Below are 19,033 nucleotides of genomic sequence, written 5' to 3'. Positions count from 1 at the left end.
GCAACGTTTAAAAGCTCTACTTTTGTTGCATTACCGGGATGTAAAGTGAATACAACGCGATATACAAGGGCATTCTTGAAGCATTGCGGCGGCGAGTGCGCGAACCACCAGGAACTTATAAGAATAAGTACCTGCGGTGAGCGGATGAAGCTAACAAAGAGGCAACAGGAATGAATAAGTATATGTTTCGATGGCCGATTCGGGTTTATTACGAAGACACGGACGCCGGCGGTGTAGTTTATCACGCCAGTTATGTCGCTTTTTATGAAAGAGCGCGCACGGAGATGCTGCGTCACCACCACTTCAGCCAACAGGTGCTGCTGGCGGAGCGGGTCGCCTTTGTGGTGCGCAGGATGACGCTGGAATACTATGCGCCTGCGCGGCTCGACGATATGCTTGAAGTTCAAACAGAAATTACGTCAATGCGTGGCACCGCTTTGGTTTTCACGCAACGCATTGTCAACGCAGAGAACACGCTGCTAAATGAAGCAGAGGTTCTGATTGTTTGCGTTGATCCACTCAAAATGAAGCCTCGTGCGCTTCCTAAGTCTATTGTCGCGGAGTTTAAGCAGTGACTGACATGAATATCCTTGATTTGTTCCTGAAGGCAAGCCTTCTGGTTAAACTTATCATGTTGATTTTGATTGGTTTTTCAATAGCATCTTGGGCCATCATTATCCAGCGAACGCGTATTCTGAACGCCGCTGCGCGTGAGGCGGAAGCGTTTGAAGATAAATTTTGGTCCGGAATCGAACTATCGCGCCTGTATCAGGAAAGCCAGGGGAGACGCGATAGTCTGTCGGGCTCGGAACAAATCTTTTATAGCGGTTTCAAAGAGTTTGTCCGGCTTCATCGCGCCAACAGCCATGCGCCGGAGGCAGTGGTAGAAGGGGCGTCGCGTGCGATGCGTATCTCCATGAATCGAGAGCTGGAAACGCTGGAAACTCATATTCCGTTTCTTGGCACGGTAGGCTCTATCAGTCCTTATATCGGTCTGTTTGGCACCGTATGGGGGATTATGCATGCGTTTATCGCCCTGGGGGCGGTGAAACAGGCGACTCTGCAAATGGTTGCGCCGGGTATTGCAGAAGCATTGATTGCCACGGCGATTGGTCTGTTTGCCGCCATTCCTGCGGTTATGGCTTACAACCGACTGAATCAGCGCGTGAACAAGCTGGAACTGAATTACGACAACTTTATGGAAGAGTTCACCGCGATTCTGCACCGCCAGGCGTTTACCGTAAGCGAAAGCAACAAGGGGTAAGCCATGGCCAGAACGCGTGGACGAGGTCGTCGCGAACTTAAGTCCGAAATCAATATTGTACCGCTGCTCGACGTACTGTTGGTGCTGCTGCTGATCTTTATGGCAACCGCGCCGATTATTACCCAGAGCGTGGAAGTCGATCTGCCGGAGGCGAATCAGTCGCAGGCGGTCAGTAGTAACGACGATCCACCGGTCATTATTGAGGTTTCCGGAGTAGGGCAATACAGCGTAGTGGTTGATAAAGAGCGAATGGATCAACTGCCGTCTGAACAGGTGATCGCAGAAGCAAAGCGTCACCTGCAGGCTAATCCGAAAACAGTCTTTTTAATCGGCGGCGCGAAAGAGGTGCCGTACGATGAAATAATTAAAGCGCTGAACTTGTTACACAGCGCGGGCGTAAAATCGGTTGGCTTAATGACGCAGCCAATCTGAAGTCTGCGTCCCGCTGGCTTGAAAGACGGCGAGTAACAGGCGAACAGTTTTTTGGGAACCGAGAGTGTCAAAGGCAACCGAACAAAACGACAAGCTCAAACGGGCGATAATGATTTCAGCCGTGCTGCATATCATCTTATTTGCAGTGCTGATCTGGAGTTCGTTTGATGAGCATATAGAGACTTCTGCCGGCGGCGGCGGTGGTTCCGCTATCGACGCGGTGATGGTCGATCCTGGCGCCGTTGTGCAGCAGTACAACCGTCAGCAGGATCAACAGGCCAGCGCCAGACGCGCGGAAGAAGAGCGTAAAAAGCTGCAACAGCAGCAGGCAGAGGAGCTTCAGCAGAAGCAGGCTGCCGAACAGGAGCGATTGAAACAACTTGAGAAGGAACGTTTAGCGGCTCAGGAGCAGCAAAAGCAGGCCGAAGAAGCGGCAAAACTGGCGCAACAGCAACAGAAACAGGCCGAAGAAGCGGCTCAGAAAGCAGCGGCGGACGCGAAGAAGAAAGCTGAGGCTGAAGCAGCGAAAGCGGTAGCCGATGCGAAGAAACAAGCCGAGGCTGAAGCGGCTCAGAAAGCAGCGGCGGACGCGAAGAAAAAAGCGGAGGCCGAGGCTCAGAAAGCAGCGGCGGATGCGAAGAAGAAAGCGGAAGCCGAGGCGGCGAAGCAGGCTCAGGCTGAGGCGGCGAAGAAAGCCGCCGCCGAAAAAGTTGCGGCTGACAAAAAGGCCGCTGCAGAGAAAGCCGCGGCGGATAAAAAGGCAGCAGAGAAGAAAGCCGCAGCGGATAAAGCAGCGGCTAAAAAAGCGGCTGCCGAAAAAGCGGCCGCCGCAGAGGGGGTCGATGATCTGCTTGGCGATCTCAGCTCGGGTAAGAATGCGCCGAAAACCGGTGGCGGCGCGAAAGGGAATGGTCAGCCATCTAAAGATAGCGGTACATCGGGCGCTAACGGTGGGGCGACAGGCGCTGATATCAGCGCCTACGCGAAACAGATTCAGGTCGCGATTCAGAGCCGTCTGTATGATGCGAGTCTGTACCAGGGCAAACAATGTGTCTTGCATATAAGCCTGGCGCCGGATGGCTCATTAAAAAGCATTACGTCTGAGGGCGGCGATCCGGCGCTTTGTCAGGCGGCGTTAATGGCGGCAAAAACCGCGAAAATTCCTAAACCGCCAAGCCAGGCTGTTTATGAGAAAATAAAGGATGCCAAACTAGACTTTAAACTGTAGATACTTTCCTCTATGGAAGTTGGAGCGGTTGAGTTGTTACTGGTCCTGGTGGTTTTGTGTATTTGAGTTTGTTAACATTCTGCTAAATTATCGTGGGCCACAGGTCCAGGTATGGGAGATATGATGAAGCAGGCATTACGAGTAGCATTTGGTTTTCTGATGCTGTGGGCGGCGGTGCTGCACGCAGAAGTCCGTATCGAGATCACCCAGGGGGTGGACTCGGCGCGCCCGATTGGCGTTGTGCCTTTTAAATGGGCCGGGCCGGGTGCTGCGCCTGAAGATATCGGCGGCATCGTGGCGGCAGATTTACGCAACAGCGGTAAATTTAATCCGTTAGACCGGTCCCGACTGCCGCAGCAGCCAGCCACCGCTCAGGAAGTTCAGCCTGCCGCATGGTCTGCGCTGGGTATTGACGCCGTCGTCGTTGGGCAGGTGACGCCGAATCCGGACGGTTCCTACAATGTCGCCTATCAACTGGTTGACACTGGTGGCGCGCCGGGTACTGTACTGGCGCAAAACTCTTATAAAGTGAACAAGCAGTGGCTGCGTTATGCAGGCCATACCGCCAGTGACGAAGTTTTTGAAAAACTGACGGGTATTAAGGGCGCGTTCCGTACCCGTATCGCCTACGTGGTGCAAACTAACGGCGGTCAGTTCCCGTATGAACTGCGCGTGTCAGATTACGATGGCTACAATCAGTTCGTGGTGCACCGTTCTCCGCAGCCGTTGATGTCTCCGGCGTGGTCTCCGGACGGCTCAAAACTGGCTTACGTGACTTTTGAAAGCGGCCGCTCCGCGCTGGTTATCCAGACGCTGGCAAACGGCGCAGTACGTCAGGTTGCGTCCTTCCCGCGTCACAACGGCGCGCCGGCCTTCTCGCCGGATGGGACGAAACTGGCGTTCGCGTTATCGAAAACCGGGAGTCTGAACCTGTATATCATGGATCTCGCCTCCGGCCAGATTCGTCAGATAACGGACGGGCGTAGCAACAATACGGAGCCGACCTGGTTCCCTGACAGCCAGACTTTGGCCTTTACCTCTGACCAGGCTGGACGTCCGCAAGTGTATAAAATGAACATTAACGGCGGTGCGGCGCAGCGTATTACCTGGGAAGGTTCGCAAAACCAGGATGCGGATGTCAGCAGCGACGGTAAATTTATGGTAATGGTAAGCTCAAATAACGGGCAGCAGTACATTGCCAAACAAGATCTGGTGACGGGTGGCGTACAGGTTCTGTCGTCAACGTTCCTGGATGAAACGCCAAGTCTGGCACCTAACGGCACGATGGTAATCTACAGCTCTTCTCAGGGGATGGGATCTGTGCTGAATTTGGTTTCTACAGATGGGCGTTTCAAAGCGCGTCTTCCGGCAACTGATGGTCAGGTGAAATCGCCTGCCTGGTCGCCGTATCTGTGATAATAATTAATTGATTACTAAAGGAATTAAAGAAATGCAACTGAACAAAGTGCTGAAGGGCCTGATGATTGCCCTGCCTGTTATGGCAATCGCGGCATGTTCTTCTAACAAGAACGCCAGCAATGACGGTAGCGAAGGCGGCATGCTGAACGGTGCCGGCACGGGTATGGACGCTAACGGTAACGGCAACATGTCATCTGAAGAGCAAGCGCGTCTGCAGATGCAGCAGCTGCAGCAGAACAATATCGTCTACTTTGATCTGGACAAGTATGATATCCGTTCTGACTTCGCGGCAATGCTGGACGCGCACGCTAATTTCCTGCGTAGCAATCCGTCTTACAAAGTCACCGTAGAAGGTCATGCGGACGAACGCGGTACGCCTGAGTACAACATCTCCCTGGGCGAACGTCGTGCTAACGCCGTTAAAATGTACCTGCAGGGTAAAGGCGTTTCAGCAGACCAGATCTCCATCGTTTCTTACGGTAAAGAAAAACCTGCAGTACTGGGCCACGACGAAGCGGCTTACGCTAAGAACCGTCGCGCTGTACTGGTTTACTAAGAGAATTGCATGAGCAGTAACTTCAGACATCATCTGTTGAGTCTGTCGTTACTGGTTGGCATAGCGGCCCCCTGGGCCGCTTTTGCTCAGGCGCCAATCAGTAGTGTCGGCTCAGGCTCGGTCGAAGACCGCGTCACTCAACTTGAGCGTATCTCTAACGCTCACAGCCAGCTTTTAACCCAACTTCAGCAACAGCTCTCCGATAATCAGTCCGATATCGATTCTTTGCGCGGTCAAATCCAGGAAAATCAGTATCAACTGAATCAGGTGATGGAGCGCCAGAAGCAAATCATGCTGCAGCTAGGGAACTTGAATAATGGCGGCGCAGCGCAGCCTGCGGCCGGCGACCAGAGCGGGGCGGCAACCGCTACGACCCCCGCCCCGGATGCCGGTACGGCAACCTCCGGGGTGCCGGTACAAAGTGGCGATGCGAATACCGATTACAATGCGGCAATTGCGCTGGTGCAGGATAAGTCCCGCCAGGATGATGCGATTGTGGCGTTTCAGAACTTCATCAAGAAATACCCTGATTCTACTTATCAGCCGAACGCCAATTATTGGCTGGGCCAGTTGAATTATAACAAGGGTAAAAAAGATGATGCTGCCTATTATTTCGCCTCGGTAGTGAAAAATTATCCTAAGTCGCCGAAGGCTGCGGATGCGATGTACAAAGTTGGCGTTATCATGCAGGACAAAGGTGATACGGCAAAAGCGAAAGCGGTTTATCAGCAGGTAATTAGCAAATATCCTGGCACTGATGGCGCGAAACAGGCGCAGAAGCGTCTTAACGCAATGTAATGCGTACCATGCGACCAGAAAACGCCTTTTTTCTGGTCGCGTCGTGCGATTCCTAAGCAGTTGAGCCCCTTGCGTCGAAATTTTTGTTGCGCTCAAATCTGAAATCAGTAATATATGCCGCCGTTGCCACGGGATATTAAACAACTCGAAAGCAACGTAAAAGTGGGTCGTTAGCTCAGTTGGTAGAGCAGTTGACTTTTAATCAATTGGTCGCAGGTTCGAATCCTGCACGACCCACCAATCGTTCGGTGGAAACGAGAATAAAACGTGAAGGATAACGTTGCGTCAGCAACGGCCCGTAGGGTGAGGCGAAGCCGAGTCATCCTGCACGACCCACCACTAATTTCGGTTAGTCAGTAATATCCAGCGTAGTATCGGGTGATTAGCTCAGCTGGGAGAGCACCTCCCTTACAAGGAGGGGGTCGGCGGTTCGATCCCGTCATCACCCACCACTCGGGTCGTTAGCTCAGTTGGTAGAGCAGTTGACTTTTAATCAATTGGTCGCAGGTTCGAATCCTGCACGACCCACCAATATACAAGGTGGTAACTGGTAGAGAACGTGAAGGATAACGTTGCTTTAGCAACGGCGCCGAAGGGCGAGGCGAAGCCGAATCATCCTGCACGACCCACCATCCTGAATGATTGAAGCAGTAACCCTTATCTAAGGGGTCGTTAGCTCAGTTGGTAGAGCAGTTGACTTTTAATCAATTGGTCGCAGGTTCGAATCCTGCACGACCCACCAATTTAACATCAAACTCAGATGTTGAGCGTGAAGGATAACGTTGCGTCAGCAACGGCCCGTAGGGCGAGGCGAAGCCGAGTCATCCTGCACGACCCACCAATGTAAAAAGGCGCCCTAAAGGCGCCTTTTTGCTATCTGCAATATGGAAGATTCGAACCTGCAGCAGGTTTGGGTCTTGCCTGATGCGCTGCGCTTATCAGGCCTACAGACGGTACCGCTCACGTAGGCCAGATAAGACGTTACGCCGCCATCAGACACGGGCTACGTAATTATTGTGACTTTCCTTATTTGATCGGCTATCTTGTTTAGCATATAAAACAAATTAACCGATTGTGGCGTTTATTGCGCTTTCATTCGGTTGTTTCGTTAAGCTAGTAAAACGAGAAGCTACGATGAGCGTAATGTTTGACCCGCAAACCGCAATCTATCCGTTTCCGCTAAAGCCAGCGCCGTTAAGCGTTGAGGAAAAGCAATTTTATCGTGAGAAAATCAAACGACTCCTCAGCGAACGGGATGCGGTGATGGTGGCGCATTATTATACCGATCCGGAAATTCAACAACTTGCTGAAGAAACAGGTGGGTGTGTTTCCGACTCGCTGGAAATGGCCCGTTTCGGCGCGAAGCACGCCGCATCCACGCTGCTGGTAGCAGGCGTACGGTTTATGGGGGAAACCGCCAAAATTCTCAGTCCGGAAAAAACTATTCTTATGCCTACCCTGGCGGCGGAATGTTCGCTGGATTTAGGCTGCCCAATAGACGAATTTAGCGCTTTTTGTGATGCCCATCCTGACAGAACCGTAGTGGTCTATGCTAACACCTCGGCTGCTGTTAAAGCGCGTGCGGACTGGGTTGTGACCTCCAGTATTGCCGTAGAACTGATTGAGTATCTGGATAGTTTGGGGGAAAAAATTATCTGGGCGCCGGACAGACACCTGGGGAATTATGTGCAAAAACAGACCGGGGCCGATGTACTGTGCTGGCAAGGGGCGTGTATTGTACATGATGAGTTTAAAACCCAGGCGTTGACCCGTTTAAAAAAAATCTATCCCGATGCCGCTATTCTGGTTCATCCTGAATCGCCGCAGTCCATTGTCGAGATGGCCGATGCGGTGGGCTCAACTAGTCAGCTCATTAAGGCGGCAAAAACGCTGCCGCACAGACAGCTTATTGTGGCGACCGATCGCGGCATTTTTTACAAAATGCATCAGACGGTGCCTGAAAAAGAGTTGCTTGAAGCACCTACGGCTGGCGAGGGGGCGACCTGCCGTAGTTGCGCGCACTGTCCGTGGATGGCGATGAATGGCCTGAAAGCCATCGCTGAAGGGCTGGAGCAGGGAGGCGTAGCGCATGAGATACAGGTTGATACGGTGCAACGCGAGGGCGCATTACTGCCCCTCAACCGGATGCTGGATTTTGCGGCTACACTTCGGGCATAAAAACGGAAATCTTGGGGGGGAGAGAATGGATTTTTTTAGTACGCACAACATACTGGTTCATATTCCGATCGGCACCGGCGGTTACGATCTTTCGTGGATCGAAGCGGTAGGAACCATCGCCGGCCTGCTCTGTATTTGGCTTGCCAGTCTGGAGAAGATCAGCAACTACTTTTTTGGGCTGGTTAACGTCACCCTGTTTGCGATTATTTTCTTTCAGATCCAGCTCTATGCCAGTCTGTTGCTGCAACTCTTTTTCTTTGCCGCCAATATTTATGGCTGGTATGCGTGGTCGCGGCAAACAAATGATAATGAAGCCGAGCTTAAAATCCGCTGGCTGCCGTTGTCAAAAGCAATGGCATGGCTGGCGATATGTGTGATAGCCATCGGTTTGATGACGCGATATATCGATCCCGTATTCGCCGTCCTGACGCGAGTGGCCGTCGCCATTATGCAGATGCTGGGGTTACAGGTGACAATGCCCGTACTGCAACCGGACGCCTTCCCGTTTTGGGACTCCTGCATGATGGTGCTGTCTATCGCGGCGATGATTCTGATGACACGCAAATATGTCGAAAACTGGCTACTGTGGGTGATAATCAACGTGATCAGCGTGGTGATTTTTGCTTTGCAGGGCGTCTATGCGATGTCGCTGGAGTATCTGATCCTGACATTTATCGCCGTGAACGGTAGCCGCATGTGGATAAACAGCGCGCGGGAGCGAGGGTCGCGCGCGCTTTCCCCTTAATGGTGATGAACATGCCCGGATGCCATCTGATTCAGATGGCAGTCCGGGCCGTGACACACTTGATACTCCATCTGAATTGTAGCGTGCGCAATATGGTATTCGTGCATCAGGAAATCCTGGATACGTTCCAGCAGCGCATCATGGTTGTGCGGCGGAATGACCTGAGCGTGCAATGTCATGACCGGTTTTTCGCCGACCATCCAGACATGCACGTGGTGTACGTTGCGAACTTCGGGGATTTCCCGGCTTAAATGGCGCTGTAAGGCATTAATATCCAGTGAAACCGGCGCGCCTTCCAGCAATTCGTTGACGCTATCTTTTAACAAACGCCAGGCGCTGCGTAGCACCAGTACCGAAACCAGAATAGAGAGAATCGGGTCCGCTGGCGTCCAGCCGGTCCAGATAATGATCAGCGCAGCGGCTATTGCGCCGACGGAGCCCAGCAAATCGCCCATCACATGTAGCGCGGCAGCGCGAACGTTCAGGTTTTTTTCATCGCTTCCCCGATGAAGAATCCAGAACGCAAACAGGTTCGCCAGCAGACCCGCGACCGCAATCACCATCATCAGACTGCCTGTCACCGGACGTGGCGTGTAAAAGCGCTCTATCGCTTCCCAGACAATAAGGAGGGTAATGACCACCAACGCAATGGCATTCACAAAGGCCGCCAGAGTGGTGAGTCTTAGCCAGCCAAAAGTGTGGCGAACCGTCGGGGGGCGACGGGAAAACTGAACCGCCAGCAGCGCAAAGAGAAGGGCCGCCGCGTCGGTGAGCATATGTCCCGCATCCGCCAACAACGCCAGCGAGCCGGAGAGTATCCCGCCCACCACCTCAATGAGCATAAATCCGGCGGTGACGATAAAGGCAAAAAGCAGGCGACGAGCATTATTATCTTTCGGCAGGTGTGAATCGGCATGAGAGTGTGAGTGCGCCATAACGTCATTCCTTTGTTATTCTCATCAATACTGTAGACATCATACTGATTTTTCGCTGACAAAATAAAAAGGAGAGCGAAAGCTCTCCCGTTATCAGACTTTTTTCTGAATTACTGTGTGGTACCGTCGGTTTTGGTATTCACGTCATTATTGACGCCATTACCGGTTTCCACTTTTTTATTAATATCCGGGCAGCGACCGTCTTTACACATGGTATTTTTATGCTCTTCTTCCTTGGTCATTCCGTCATGATTCATGGTTGAACCGTCAGGATGCTGCATCGTACTGTTAGTATTGCCGTTGGTATTGATGTCGTTGTTATTCACATCATTCGGCGCCACATTCTGGCGGGCGTCCGGGGCAACCTGGCCGGCATTTGCCGCCGAGTTCGCCTGGCCATTACTGGACTGCGCGTTAGATTCAGCAGCTAACGCTGCGCCGCTGGCAAGGCCGAGGGTAGCGGTGAGTAAAAGCGTAGTCAGTTTTGTCATTTTCATAAGATGCTCCTGTTATGGTGGATATGTCGGATAACCTCTTCCAACAGTGCACGTGTCAGTCAAATCCTCAAATAAGGGATAAAAAGCTTTCGCCGCCGCCTGGTAACGCAGCAGAGAATCTTGCAATAATTCATAAACAGAGTGGTTACAGTTAAAAATTGTAGGTTAGATCCCATTTTTCGCTACATTTGTGCGTTTTTTTCCTGAATTCCAGGATTATTCCGTTCAAAGTGTAAAAGCCCGTTTACACTATTTAATTGAAGAGATAGATTGGAGGGATTGCATTCATTGGGATAAGTACGGCAACACTGGAATAAACATGAATTATCAGAACGACGATTTACGCATTAAAGAAATCAACGAGTTATTACCTCCGGTCGCGCTGCTGGAAAAGTTTCCCGCAACGGAAAATGCAGCAAATACCGTTGCCCACGCGCGCAAAGCCATCCATAAAATACTCAAAGGCAATGACGATCGTCTGCTGGTGGTGATTGGTCCTTGTTCAATTCATGATCCGGCAGCGGCGAAAGAGTATGCCGCCCGTTTGCTGGCGCTACGCGATGAGCTTAAAGGCGAGCTTGAAATTGTCATGCGCGTCTATTTTGAGAAACCGCGTACCACCGTCGGCTGGAAAGGGCTGATTAACGATCCGCACATGGATAACAGCTTCCAGATTAACGACGGTCTGCGTATTGCGCGCAAACTGCTGCTGGATATTAATGACAGCGGTCTTCCTGCCGCCGGTGAATTCCTCGATATGATCACGCCGCAATATCTGGCCGATCTGATGAGCTGGGGCGCCATTGGCGCGCGGACTACTGAATCCCAGGTTCATCGAGAACTGGCGTCCGGCCTCTCTTGTCCGGTCGGCTTTAAAAATGGTACTGATGGCACGATTAAAGTCGCGATTGACGCGATCAACGCCGCCGGTGCGCCGCACTGCTTCCTCTCCGTCACTAAATGGGGTCATTCAGCGATTGTGAATACCAGCGGCAACGGCGACTGCCATATCATTCTGCGCGGCGGTAAAGCGCCAAACTATAGCGCGCAGCATGTTGCGGAGGTGAAAGAAGGCCTCACCAAAGCGGGACTGACGCCGCAGGTCATGATTGATTTCAGCCATGCCAACTCCTGTAAGCAATTTCAAAAACAGATGGAGGTTTGTGCCGATGTCTGCCAGCAGATAGCGGGCGGTGAAAAAGCGATTATTGGCGTGATGGTAGAAAGTCATCTGGTAGAAGGAAACCAGAGCCTGGAAAGCGGTCAGCCGCTGACCTACGGTAAAAGCATTACTGACGCCTGCATTGGCTGGGAAGATACCGATGCGCTGCTACGTCAGTTGTCGGCAGCGGTAAAAGCCCGCCGTGGTTAATCTTCATTACGTGTTAAACCGGCCTGCAAGGCCGGTTTTTTATCGGAGACAGATGAGATAGCCCACCGTGTCATTACTCGAAATATAAATAAATATATAACGAAATCATTCGGCGCTATAATTCTCCTCTGATTAATAACGTAGCCCGAACCATGACCTGTCAGGACAAATCACTTTTAGCGCCCAGTCTCGCTTCCACGCCAGTCATTCCGCGCTATCGCCAGATCATCCGCAAAAGGGCCGTGCTCATGTTAGCTATTGCGCTGGCGATGATGACTTCACTGATGGTAGATGTAACCTGCGGGTCTTCTGGTTTACCGTTCAGTGCGCTGTGGCAGGCGCTTTTCCAGCCGGAAAAGGTGAATGCAGGCGTACACGTTATTGTCTGGGATATTCGCTTACCCTACGCCCTGATGGCGCTGCTGGTGGGCATGGCGCTAGGGCTGGCGGGTGCCGAAATGCAAACCATTTTAAATAATCCGCTGGCAACGCCGTTTACCCTCGGCGTATCGTCCGCCGCGGCTTTTGGCGCTGCGCTGGCGATTGTGCTGGGGCTCGGTATTCCCGGTATTCCTGCCGCCTGGTTTATCCCGGCCAATGCGTTCATCTTTGCGCTTTTGTCCGCGTTACTCCTGGACGGTATTACCCGTTGGACAGGCGTCGCCGCATCCGGGGTAGTATTGTTCGGTATTGCGCTGGTATTCACCTTTAACGCATTGGTCGCCATTATGCAGTTTGTGGCTGATGAAGATACGCTGCAGGGGCTGGTATTCTGGACGATGGGGAGCCTGGTCCGTGCGTCGTGGGAAAAATTGGGCGTACTGGCCGTTGTGTTTATTGCTGTGCTTTTTGGGTCGTTACGAAGCGCCTGGCAACTAACGGCATTACGTCTGGGCGAAGAGAGGGCGCTGAGCTTTGGGATTCATGTCCGTCGTTTACGTCTGCTGTCATTGTTGCGTATCAGCTTGTTATCAGCGCTGGCGGTAGCTTTCGTCGGGCCGATTGGTTTTATTGGTCTCGTTGCGCCGCATATCGCGCGAATACTTTTGGGGGAAGATCACCGTTTCTACCTTCCGGGCAGCGCGCTGATCGGCGGGCTGGTGTTATCGCTGGCCTCTATTGTGGCGAAAAATAGTGTTCCGGGCGTAATGGTGCCGGTGGGGATTGTCACCTCGCTGGTCGGGGTTCCGTTCTTTTTAAGCATTGTATTGCGACATCGGGGGAGTCTCTGATGCGTGGGTTAATGCTCCGGTCATTTAGCGCCGGCTATTCCACTCAGCCGGTTATTGCAGATCTCAACGTTCCCTTACTGCCGCGCGGGAAAATTACCGTTTTGCTGGGGCCGAACGGCTGTGGTAAATCGACGTTACTACGTTCGCTGGCCGGGCTGAATAACGCCGACGGCGAGGCGCGACTTGATGGCGAGGATCTTATGTCGTTATCGTTTGCCGAGCGGGCGCAGAAGGTCGTGTTTTTGCCGCAGTCCTTACCGCAGGGTGTGCATCTGCATGTACTGGAGTCGATTATCGTGGCGCAGCGGGCATCAGGCGGCAGAGGCGATGCGCAGGACAGGGCGCAGATACTGGCTATCCTTGAGCAATTAGGCATAACGCACCTGGCGTTGCAGTATCTCGACCAGCTTTCCGGCGGTCAGCGGCAGTTAGTTGGTCTGGCACAATCGCTGATTCGTTGCCCTGAACTGCTGTTACTGGATGAGCCGCTCAGCGCGCTGGATTTAAACTATCAGTTTCACGTAATGGATCTCGTGCGTCGGGATACCCAGGCGCAAAATAGGGTGACGATAGTCGTGGTGCATGACATTAATATTGCACTGCGTCATGGTGAACATGTACTGATGCTAAAAGACGGCAGGCTTGTCGCCAGCGGCGCGCCGGAGACGGTGATTACCGCGGAACGTCTGGCTGAAGTGTACCGGGTACGAGGACGCGTGGAGCGCTGTTCGCAGGGCAGATTACAGGTGGTGCTTGACGGAGTGATCGATGTTTAAGACTGTTGCCTGATGACGTTGCGCTTATCCGACCTACCCATTGCTCGTAGGCCGGATACGGCAAACGTGATTATTTCGCTTTACCCTGATTCGCCACGGCAGCCGCTTTCGCTGCGATCTCGTCAGCATTGCCCAGATAGTAGCGTTTTATCGGCGTAAAGTTTTCGTCGAACTCATATACCAGCGGCACGCCGGTCGGGATGTTTAACTCAAGAATCTCATCTTCACTCATGTTATCCAGGTATTTCACCAGCGCACGCAATGAGTTACCGTGAGCTGCGATGATCACGCGCTCACCGCTCTTCATACGTGGCAGGATGGTGTCGTTCCAGTAAGGAATAACGCGGTCGATGGTCAGCGCCAGGCTTTCGGTCAGCGGCAGTTCTTTCTCGCTCAGTTTGGCATAACGTGGATCGTGACCCGGATAACGCTCATCATCTTTGGTCAGTTCCGGTGGCGTCACGGCAAAACCGCGGCGCCACTGCTTAACCTGCTCGTCACCATATTTTTCTGCCGTTTCCGCTTTATTCAGCCCCTGCAATGCGCCATAGTGACGTTCATTGAGTTTCCAGGATTTTTCCACCGGCAGCCACGCCTGATCCAGTTCATCCAGTACGTTCCACAGCGTATGGATAGCGCGTTTCAGTACGGAAGTGTAGGCAAAATCAAAGCTGAAACCTTCTTCTTTTAGCAGTTTACCTGCTGCTTTTGCTTCGCTTACGCCTTTTTCAGACAGGTCAACATCATACCAGCCGGTGAAACGGTTCTCTTTGTTCCATTGACTTTCACCGTGACGTACCAGAACCAGCTTAGTTACAGCCATACTCTCACTCCTATAAATCATATGTAATGATAATAATTCTCATTATATTGCCGTAATGCATCAGCGGCAACGCTTATCCTTATACAATAGCGAAAATTGGGCTTGAGTGTAAGGTATGTGTTAATGAGAGGTTGTGTTTAGGTACTAAGAGTGAGAATCCATCAGGTATAACCCAGGTCATCAGACCAAATTAAATCTTGCCGCTATTGGTGACTAAACAAGCTATTCGCGAAGATTCTCTCACCTTGCTCATTGGCTTAGCACTTCTACTTAATTCCCTGAAATGTGAAAATCGTCATGTCAAAAGGTCAATGAAAAAGAATTTATGGATCTGGCTCATTACTGCCTTTTAGGGGCCTCATGTATCCTGTTTGTCATTCAGAGAGAAATATTCAGTTTGTGATTTTATCCGTCAAAGAGATTTACATTTTTTCCATATCAAGTGTTCCATTTGAGGGTATTCATTATGTCTGGCGCAATAAGTTCCCTGGAAAGGGTGATTTTACCTGTTGCGGTAACGCTGGGTAAACAGATACATGTTAACGCTATTAAAAATGGTTTTATCAGGCTAATGCCATTAACGCTTGTTGGAGCGATATTTGTTCTGATAAATAATGTTTTGTTGAATTTTGGTGAAGGATCATTTTTCTGGTCTATGGGTATTCGCCTGGATGCGAATACTCTTGCATCACTGGAACAACTAAAAGTTATAGGCAGTAGCGTATATAATGGAACGTTGGGAATAATGTCATTGATGACGCCATTTTTTATTGGCATGGCGTTGGCTGAAGAGCGTAAAGTGGATGCGCTCGCTGCCGGCTTATTATCGATTGCCTCTTTTATGACGGTTACGCCGTTTACAGTAGGAGATGTTAGCGCTATTGGCGCAAACTGGCTTGGCGGCGCAAATATTATATCGGGTATTATTATTGGTCTGGTCGTTACTGAGATATTCACTTTTATTATCCGTCAGAACTGGGTTATCAAATTATCTGACAGCGTACCGGAATCGGTTTCGCGCTCATTTACGGCATTAATCCCAGGTTTTATTATTCTTTTCATGATGGGACTGATTGCATGGGGGCTGTCGTTGGCTGGCACCCATTTTCATCAGGTGATTATGAATTCGATTGCGACACCACTAGCGTCGCTCGGTAGCATCGTTGGATGGGCATATGTGATATTTAATGCCTTACTGTGGTTTTTTGGCGTACATGGAGGACTGGCATTAACTGCGCTCAATAGTGGAATTCTGGGCCCATGGGGAATGGAAAATATGGCGACCTATACTGAGTATGGTTCTATCGACGCAGCGCTGGCTGCGGGTAAAACCTTTCATTTCTGGACCGGGCCAATGTTGGAGTCTTACGTCTATCTCGGCGGGACTGGTGCAACGTTGAGTCTGATTTTCGCTATTTTTATCGCCTCACGCCGTGCTGACTATCGGCAGGTAGCTAAGATGGCATTACCCTCCGGACTGTTTAATATTAATGAGCCGATTCTGTTTGGCCTGCCCATTATCATGAATCCGGCGTTAATGATTCCCTTCGTACTCATTCAGCCTATTCTGGCTGGTATCACATTATTAGTCTATTCAGTAGGTATTATTCCACCCTCTACAAATTTTGCGCCGTGGACAATGCCAGTAGGGCTGGGGGCATTCTTCAATTCTAACGGCAGTATCGCTGCACTCATTATGGCATTAGTGAACCTTGCCATAGCGACCTTAATTTATCTCCCTTTTGTCATTATTGCCAATAAAGCACAAAACATTATTGATGAGGATGAGAGCGAAGAAGATATCGCCAATGCCTTAAAATTTTGATGAGGTGTGAACATGGAAATCAACACGGTACATGAAAGCCAGTTTTTAAAAGGTAAAGATTTTTATTTCTTTATTTTGGACAAAACGGAGAGTGTGAGTGGACTGCATCAGCATGACTACTATGAATTTACGCTAGTTCTGACAGGAAGCTGTAGTCAGGAGATAAATGGTAAACGTGTAATGCTGGAACGTGGTGATTTTGTCTTTATCCCGGTAGGGTCTTACCATCAAACGTTTTATGACTATGGAGTTACGCGAATATTAAATATGGGGGTAGGTAGACGCTATTTTGATGAACACTATCTGGCGATACTCCCGTCATGTTTTGTGGCGTCTCAGCCTTATGCAATGTCTAATGCTTTCTTAACTTTTATAGAGCAGACCTTATCAACAATGGATATTCATCAACGAGAATGTGATGAGTTCAATAAATTACTCACTTTTTATATCGTCAATCGTTTGCAGCATTATGAGGATAATTCACGGTCGGATGCAATACCCGGCTGGCTAAAACAACTCGTCAGCGACATGCACAAAAAATCAATGTTTTCCGATGATGCGTTGAATAATATGGTAAGGCTTTCCGGGAAAACGCAATCTTATCTTACACGGGCTACTAATCGTTATTATCACAAGACGCCTGGCCAGATAATAAATGCTATTCGGATCAACTATTGTAAAAAACAACTGGAGACCACTAATTTTTCGGTTGCTGATATTGCTTTTGAGGCCGGATTTAGTAGTCCTGGAATTTTTATCAATAACTTTAAGAAAATGACCTCATTCACCCCAGGCAATTACCGACGGAAATTGGCGAGCTCACAGCAGGAGTATATATGAAAAAATTAAAAGTAGTGACTATTGGAGGAGGAAGTAGTTACACTCCTGAACTTCTTGATGGATTTATTAAACGCTATGATGAGTTACCTGTCAGTGAGTTATGGCTGGTGGATATCGAAGAAGGTAGCGAAAAACTCGATATTATTTTTGCGCTTTGCCAACGTATGGTCGCACAGGCGGGAGTGCCGATAGCGATTTATAAAAGTTTAAATCGACAGGAAGCGTTAAAGGATGCGGATTTCGTCACAACACAATTCCGGGTTGGTCAGCTAAAGGCGCGCGAGCAGGATGAGCGTATCCCACTGTCACATGGTTATCTTGGGCAAGAGACTAATGGTGCGGGCGGGTTATTTAAAGGGTTACGCACCATTCCCGTTATTTTTGATATTGTGAAAGATGTCCAGCAGATTTGTCCTCAGGCGTGGATTATTAATTTCACCAACCCTGCCGGGATGGTAACAGAAGCCGTCTATCGACATACTCGTTTCAAACGTTTTATTGGCGTCTGCAACGTCCCGGTAGGGATGCGGATGCTCATTGAGGACCTTCTGTCATTAACAAAAGAAGACTCGCTTTCTATCGATCTGTTTGGCCTCAATCATTTAGTATTTATCGGCAATATTTGGGTAAACGGGCAGTCACGTTTTGCTGAGGTAATGAATCTGGTAACATCCGGTACTATAAGCGGCAGTTCGGTTAAAAACATATTTAGCCTGCCATTTAGTGGAGGGCTACTGCGTTCGCTCAATTTACTGCCATGCTCCTATCTACTTTATTATTTTAAATCTAAAGAAATGCTGGCAATAGAAATGGGAGAGTATTACAAAGGCAGTGTTCGTGCACAGGTTGTACAGAAATTGGAAAAACAGCTATTCGGAATTTATAAAAAGCCTGAACAGAATAGTAAGCCTGCGGAACTGGAATCTCGTGGTGGTTCTTATTATTCCGATGCGGCGTGTGAGGTTATCAATGCAATTTATAATGATAAACAAACGGAACATTATATTAACGTGCCTCATCATGGTCATATCAACAATATTCCTGTGGACTGGTCCGTAGAAATGACCTGCCTGTTAGGCAAGAATGGGGCTACACCGCATCCACGCATCACACATTTTGACGAGAAAGTTTTAGGATTAATTTACACGATAAAAATTTTTGAAATTGCAACCGCCAATGCGGCCTTGAGCGGACGAATGGATGATGTATTACTGGCGCTCAATCTCAATCCTTTAGTCGGTTCAGATCAGGGCGCTGAAATATTGGCGCGGGAGATGCTGCTTGCTAACCAGCCGTATTTGCCTCAATTTGCTGATGCGATCAACTTGCTTCGCCAGCGAGAGCATTAATAGAAGGTCAGAATAATGACGAAACTGTTAATTGTTAATGCCGATGATTTTGGTTTAAGTCCTGGCATAAATTACGGCATTATTGAAGCGCATCGTCACGGGTTGGTTACGTCAACAACGGCTATGATGAATGCCGATGGTATTGAACATGCGGCAGCAATTAGCGCCGATTTTCCTTTGCTTGGCGTGGGTCTGCATTTTGTTCTCAGTTTTGGCGCGCCATTGTCCAGTATGCCTTCGCTGGAAAGAGAAGGTATGCTGGGGAAATGGCTCTGGCAGGCCGCCGCACAAGGGAAAATTCAGGATGATGAACTAGTGACTGAATTACACAGGCAGTATGAAGGTTTTGTCCGGCTCTTTGGACGAGCGCCTACGCATATTGATAGCCATCACCATGCGCATTTTATTCCCCAGGTCTGGAAGCATGTTGTACGATTTGCGGGAGAAACCGGACTTCCGTTGCGTCTCGATCGACAGCACGCTATTTCTACGCAAGGCGTAAAAGGCGTTGATAACTTTATCAGCAATTTTTATGCAGAGAATGTCTCAGCCCATTTTATTCTTGCGGCTTTGACACGCGCAGCAGCAGGGAAAGAACAGTCCGTTGAGCTGATGTGCCACCCGGGATTTATCGATAAAATTGCTCTGCAAAGCAGCTATTGTTATCCGCGATTGGATGAGCTGGACGTGCTGACGTCAGCGACGTTGAAACAAGATATTCTGGCGCAAGGTTTCCGCCTGGGAACCTACAACGATCTGTAATA

General features: G+C 50.0%; 19 protein-coding genes and 4 tRNA genes. 20 read left to right on the top strand and 3 right to left on the bottom strand.

Going from position 1 to position 19,033, the window contains the following annotated elements:
* Positions 1-170 precede the first annotated feature (170 nt).
* The 13 genes from ybgC to pnuC all read left to right on the top strand — a co-directional run bounded on the left by ybgC (position 171) and on the right by pnuC (position 8,620).
* Positions 171-575, top strand: coding sequence for a tol-pal system-associated acyl-CoA thioesterase (ybgC, locus tag ACE15A_RS15395; RefSeq protein WP_023247155.1), 405 nt, complete (start codon positions 171-173; stop codon positions 573-575).
* Complete coding sequence (tolQ, locus tag ACE15A_RS15390) at positions 572-1,264, top strand: Tol-Pal system protein TolQ (RefSeq protein WP_000131318.1); 693 nt, start codon at positions 572-574, stop codon at positions 1,262-1,264. Before ybgC ends, tolQ begins: the two co-directional genes overlap by 4 nt.
* A gap of 3 nt (positions 1,265-1,267) precedes the next feature.
* Entirely contained in the window at positions 1,268-1,696 is a 429-nt protein-coding gene (tolR, locus tag ACE15A_RS15385; protein ID WP_023247154.1) for a colicin uptake protein TolR, read from the top strand.
* A 64-nt stretch (positions 1,697-1,760) separates the two neighbouring features.
* Positions 1,761-2,924 (top strand): cell envelope integrity protein TolA, encoded by a 1,164-nt coding sequence (gene tolA / locus ACE15A_RS15380; protein WP_053510183.1) that lies wholly within the window; start codon positions 1,761-1,763, stop codon positions 2,922-2,924.
* A 123-nt stretch (positions 2,925-3,047) separates the two neighbouring features.
* Positions 3,048-4,340: a Tol-Pal system beta propeller repeat protein TolB gene (gene tolB, locus ACE15A_RS15375; RefSeq protein ID WP_064055872.1), complete on the top strand. Its 1,293-nt coding sequence runs from the start codon at positions 3,048-3,050 to the stop codon at positions 4,338-4,340.
* 34 nt (positions 4,341-4,374) lie between these two features.
* Positions 4,375-4,899, top strand: coding sequence for a peptidoglycan-associated lipoprotein Pal (gene pal / locus ACE15A_RS15370; RefSeq protein ID WP_001176621.1), 525 nt, complete (start codon positions 4,375-4,377; stop codon positions 4,897-4,899).
* 9 nt (positions 4,900-4,908) lie between these two features.
* Complete coding sequence (gene cpoB / locus ACE15A_RS15365; RefSeq protein ID WP_023247151.1) at positions 4,909-5,697, top strand: cell division protein CpoB; 789 nt, start codon at positions 4,909-4,911, stop codon at positions 5,695-5,697.
* 164 nt (positions 5,698-5,861) lie between these two features.
* Positions 5,862-5,937, top strand: a tRNA-Lys gene (locus ACE15A_RS15360).
* 136 nt (positions 5,938-6,073) lie between these two features.
* Positions 6,074-6,149: transfer RNA gene (locus ACE15A_RS15355), tRNA-Val, on the top strand.
* Positions 6,150-6,152: 3 nt separating this feature from the next.
* Positions 6,153-6,228, top strand: a tRNA-Lys gene (locus ACE15A_RS15350).
* Positions 6,229-6,363: 135 nt separating this feature from the next.
* Positions 6,364-6,439 (top strand) — tRNA-Lys (locus ACE15A_RS15345).
* Positions 6,440-6,831: 392 nt separating this feature from the next.
* Positions 6,832-7,875 carry a quinolinate synthase NadA gene (gene nadA / locus ACE15A_RS15340; RefSeq protein WP_053510135.1) on the top strand — a complete coding sequence of 348 codons (1,044 nt, stop codon included), beginning with the start codon at positions 6,832-6,834 and terminating at the stop codon, positions 7,873-7,875.
* A 25-nt stretch (positions 7,876-7,900) separates the two neighbouring features.
* Complete coding sequence (gene pnuC, locus ACE15A_RS15335) at positions 7,901-8,620, top strand: nicotinamide riboside transporter PnuC (protein ID WP_023248209.1); 720 nt, start codon at positions 7,901-7,903, stop codon at positions 8,618-8,620.
* Here pnuC and zitB read toward each other — a convergent pair.
* Both zitB and ACE15A_RS15325 read right to left on the bottom strand, forming a co-directional pair.
* Positions 8,617-9,555, bottom strand: a complete 939-nt coding sequence (gene zitB, locus ACE15A_RS15330; RefSeq protein ID WP_053510133.1) for a CDF family zinc transporter ZitB — start codon at positions 9,553-9,555, stop codon at positions 8,617-8,619. The genes pnuC and zitB overlap by 4 nt on opposite strands.
* Positions 9,556-9,665: 110 nt before the next feature.
* Positions 9,666-10,052 (bottom strand): YbgS-like family protein, encoded by a 387-nt coding sequence (locus tag ACE15A_RS15325; RefSeq protein WP_023248207.1) that lies wholly within the window; start codon positions 10,050-10,052, stop codon positions 9,666-9,668.
* 319 nt (positions 10,053-10,371) lie between these two features.
* Here ACE15A_RS15325 and aroG point away from each other — a divergent pair, with 319 nt between their 5' ends.
* From aroG to ACE15A_RS15310, 3 genes are all read left to right on the top strand, one after another.
* Positions 10,372-11,424, top strand: coding sequence for a 3-deoxy-7-phosphoheptulonate synthase AroG (aroG, locus tag ACE15A_RS15320; RefSeq protein ID WP_053510131.1), 1,053 nt, complete (start codon positions 10,372-10,374; stop codon positions 11,422-11,424).
* A gap of 152 nt (positions 11,425-11,576) precedes the next feature.
* Positions 11,577-12,656: an iron ABC transporter permease gene (locus tag ACE15A_RS15315; RefSeq protein ID WP_053510129.1), complete on the top strand. Its 1,080-nt coding sequence runs from the start codon at positions 11,577-11,579 to the stop codon at positions 12,654-12,656.
* Complete coding sequence (locus ACE15A_RS15310) at positions 12,656-13,432, top strand: ABC transporter ATP-binding protein (RefSeq protein WP_053510127.1); 777 nt, start codon at positions 12,656-12,658, stop codon at positions 13,430-13,432. The genes ACE15A_RS15315 and ACE15A_RS15310 overlap by 1 nt, the downstream gene beginning before the upstream one ends.
* Before the next feature lie 70 nt (positions 13,433-13,502).
* On the opposite strand, the gene gpmA is transcribed toward ACE15A_RS15310, so the two are convergent.
* Complete coding sequence (gene gpmA / locus ACE15A_RS15305) at positions 13,503-14,255, bottom strand: 2,3-diphosphoglycerate-dependent phosphoglycerate mutase (RefSeq protein WP_023248204.1); 753 nt, start codon at positions 14,253-14,255, stop codon at positions 13,503-13,505.
* A 466-nt stretch (positions 14,256-14,721) separates the two neighbouring features.
* Here gpmA and chbC point away from each other — a divergent pair, with 466 nt between their 5' ends.
* Genes chbC through chbG form a run of 4 tightly spaced genes read left to right on the top strand, consistent with a single transcriptional unit; the run spans position 14,722 to position 19,031 of the window.
* Positions 14,722-16,080 (top strand): PTS N,N'-diacetylchitobiose transporter subunit IIC, encoded by a 1,359-nt coding sequence (gene chbC, locus ACE15A_RS15300; protein ID WP_053510125.1) that lies wholly within the window; start codon positions 14,722-14,724, stop codon positions 16,078-16,080.
* Positions 16,081-16,092: 12 nt separating this feature from the next.
* The gene (gene chbR, locus ACE15A_RS15295; RefSeq protein ID WP_023248202.1) at positions 16,093-16,920 is read left to right on the top strand and encodes a transcriptional regulator ChbR; all 828 of its coding nucleotides are present in this window, start codon (positions 16,093-16,095) and stop codon (positions 16,918-16,920) included.
* Positions 16,917-18,269: a 6-phospho-beta-glucosidase gene (locus tag ACE15A_RS15290; protein WP_053510123.1), complete on the top strand. Its 1,353-nt coding sequence runs from the start codon at positions 16,917-16,919 to the stop codon at positions 18,267-18,269. The genes chbR and ACE15A_RS15290 overlap by 4 nt, the downstream gene beginning before the upstream one ends.
* A 15-nt stretch (positions 18,270-18,284) precedes the next feature.
* On the top strand, positions 18,285-19,031 hold the full coding sequence (gene chbG / locus ACE15A_RS15285) for a chitin disaccharide deacetylase (protein ID WP_023248200.1): 747 nt from the start codon (positions 18,285-18,287) through the stop codon (positions 19,029-19,031).
* The last annotated feature ends 2 nt before the right edge of the window (positions 19,032-19,033 follow it).

Origin of the sequence: Salmonella sp. HY31 (genome assembly GCF_042604575.1) — a bacterium.
GTDB classification, from domain to species: domain Bacteria; phylum Pseudomonadota; class Gammaproteobacteria; order Enterobacterales; family Enterobacteriaceae; genus Salmonella; species Salmonella diarizonae.
Note: the sequence above shows the minus strand (reverse complement) of the source record. Positions and strands in the feature narration are given on the sequence as shown.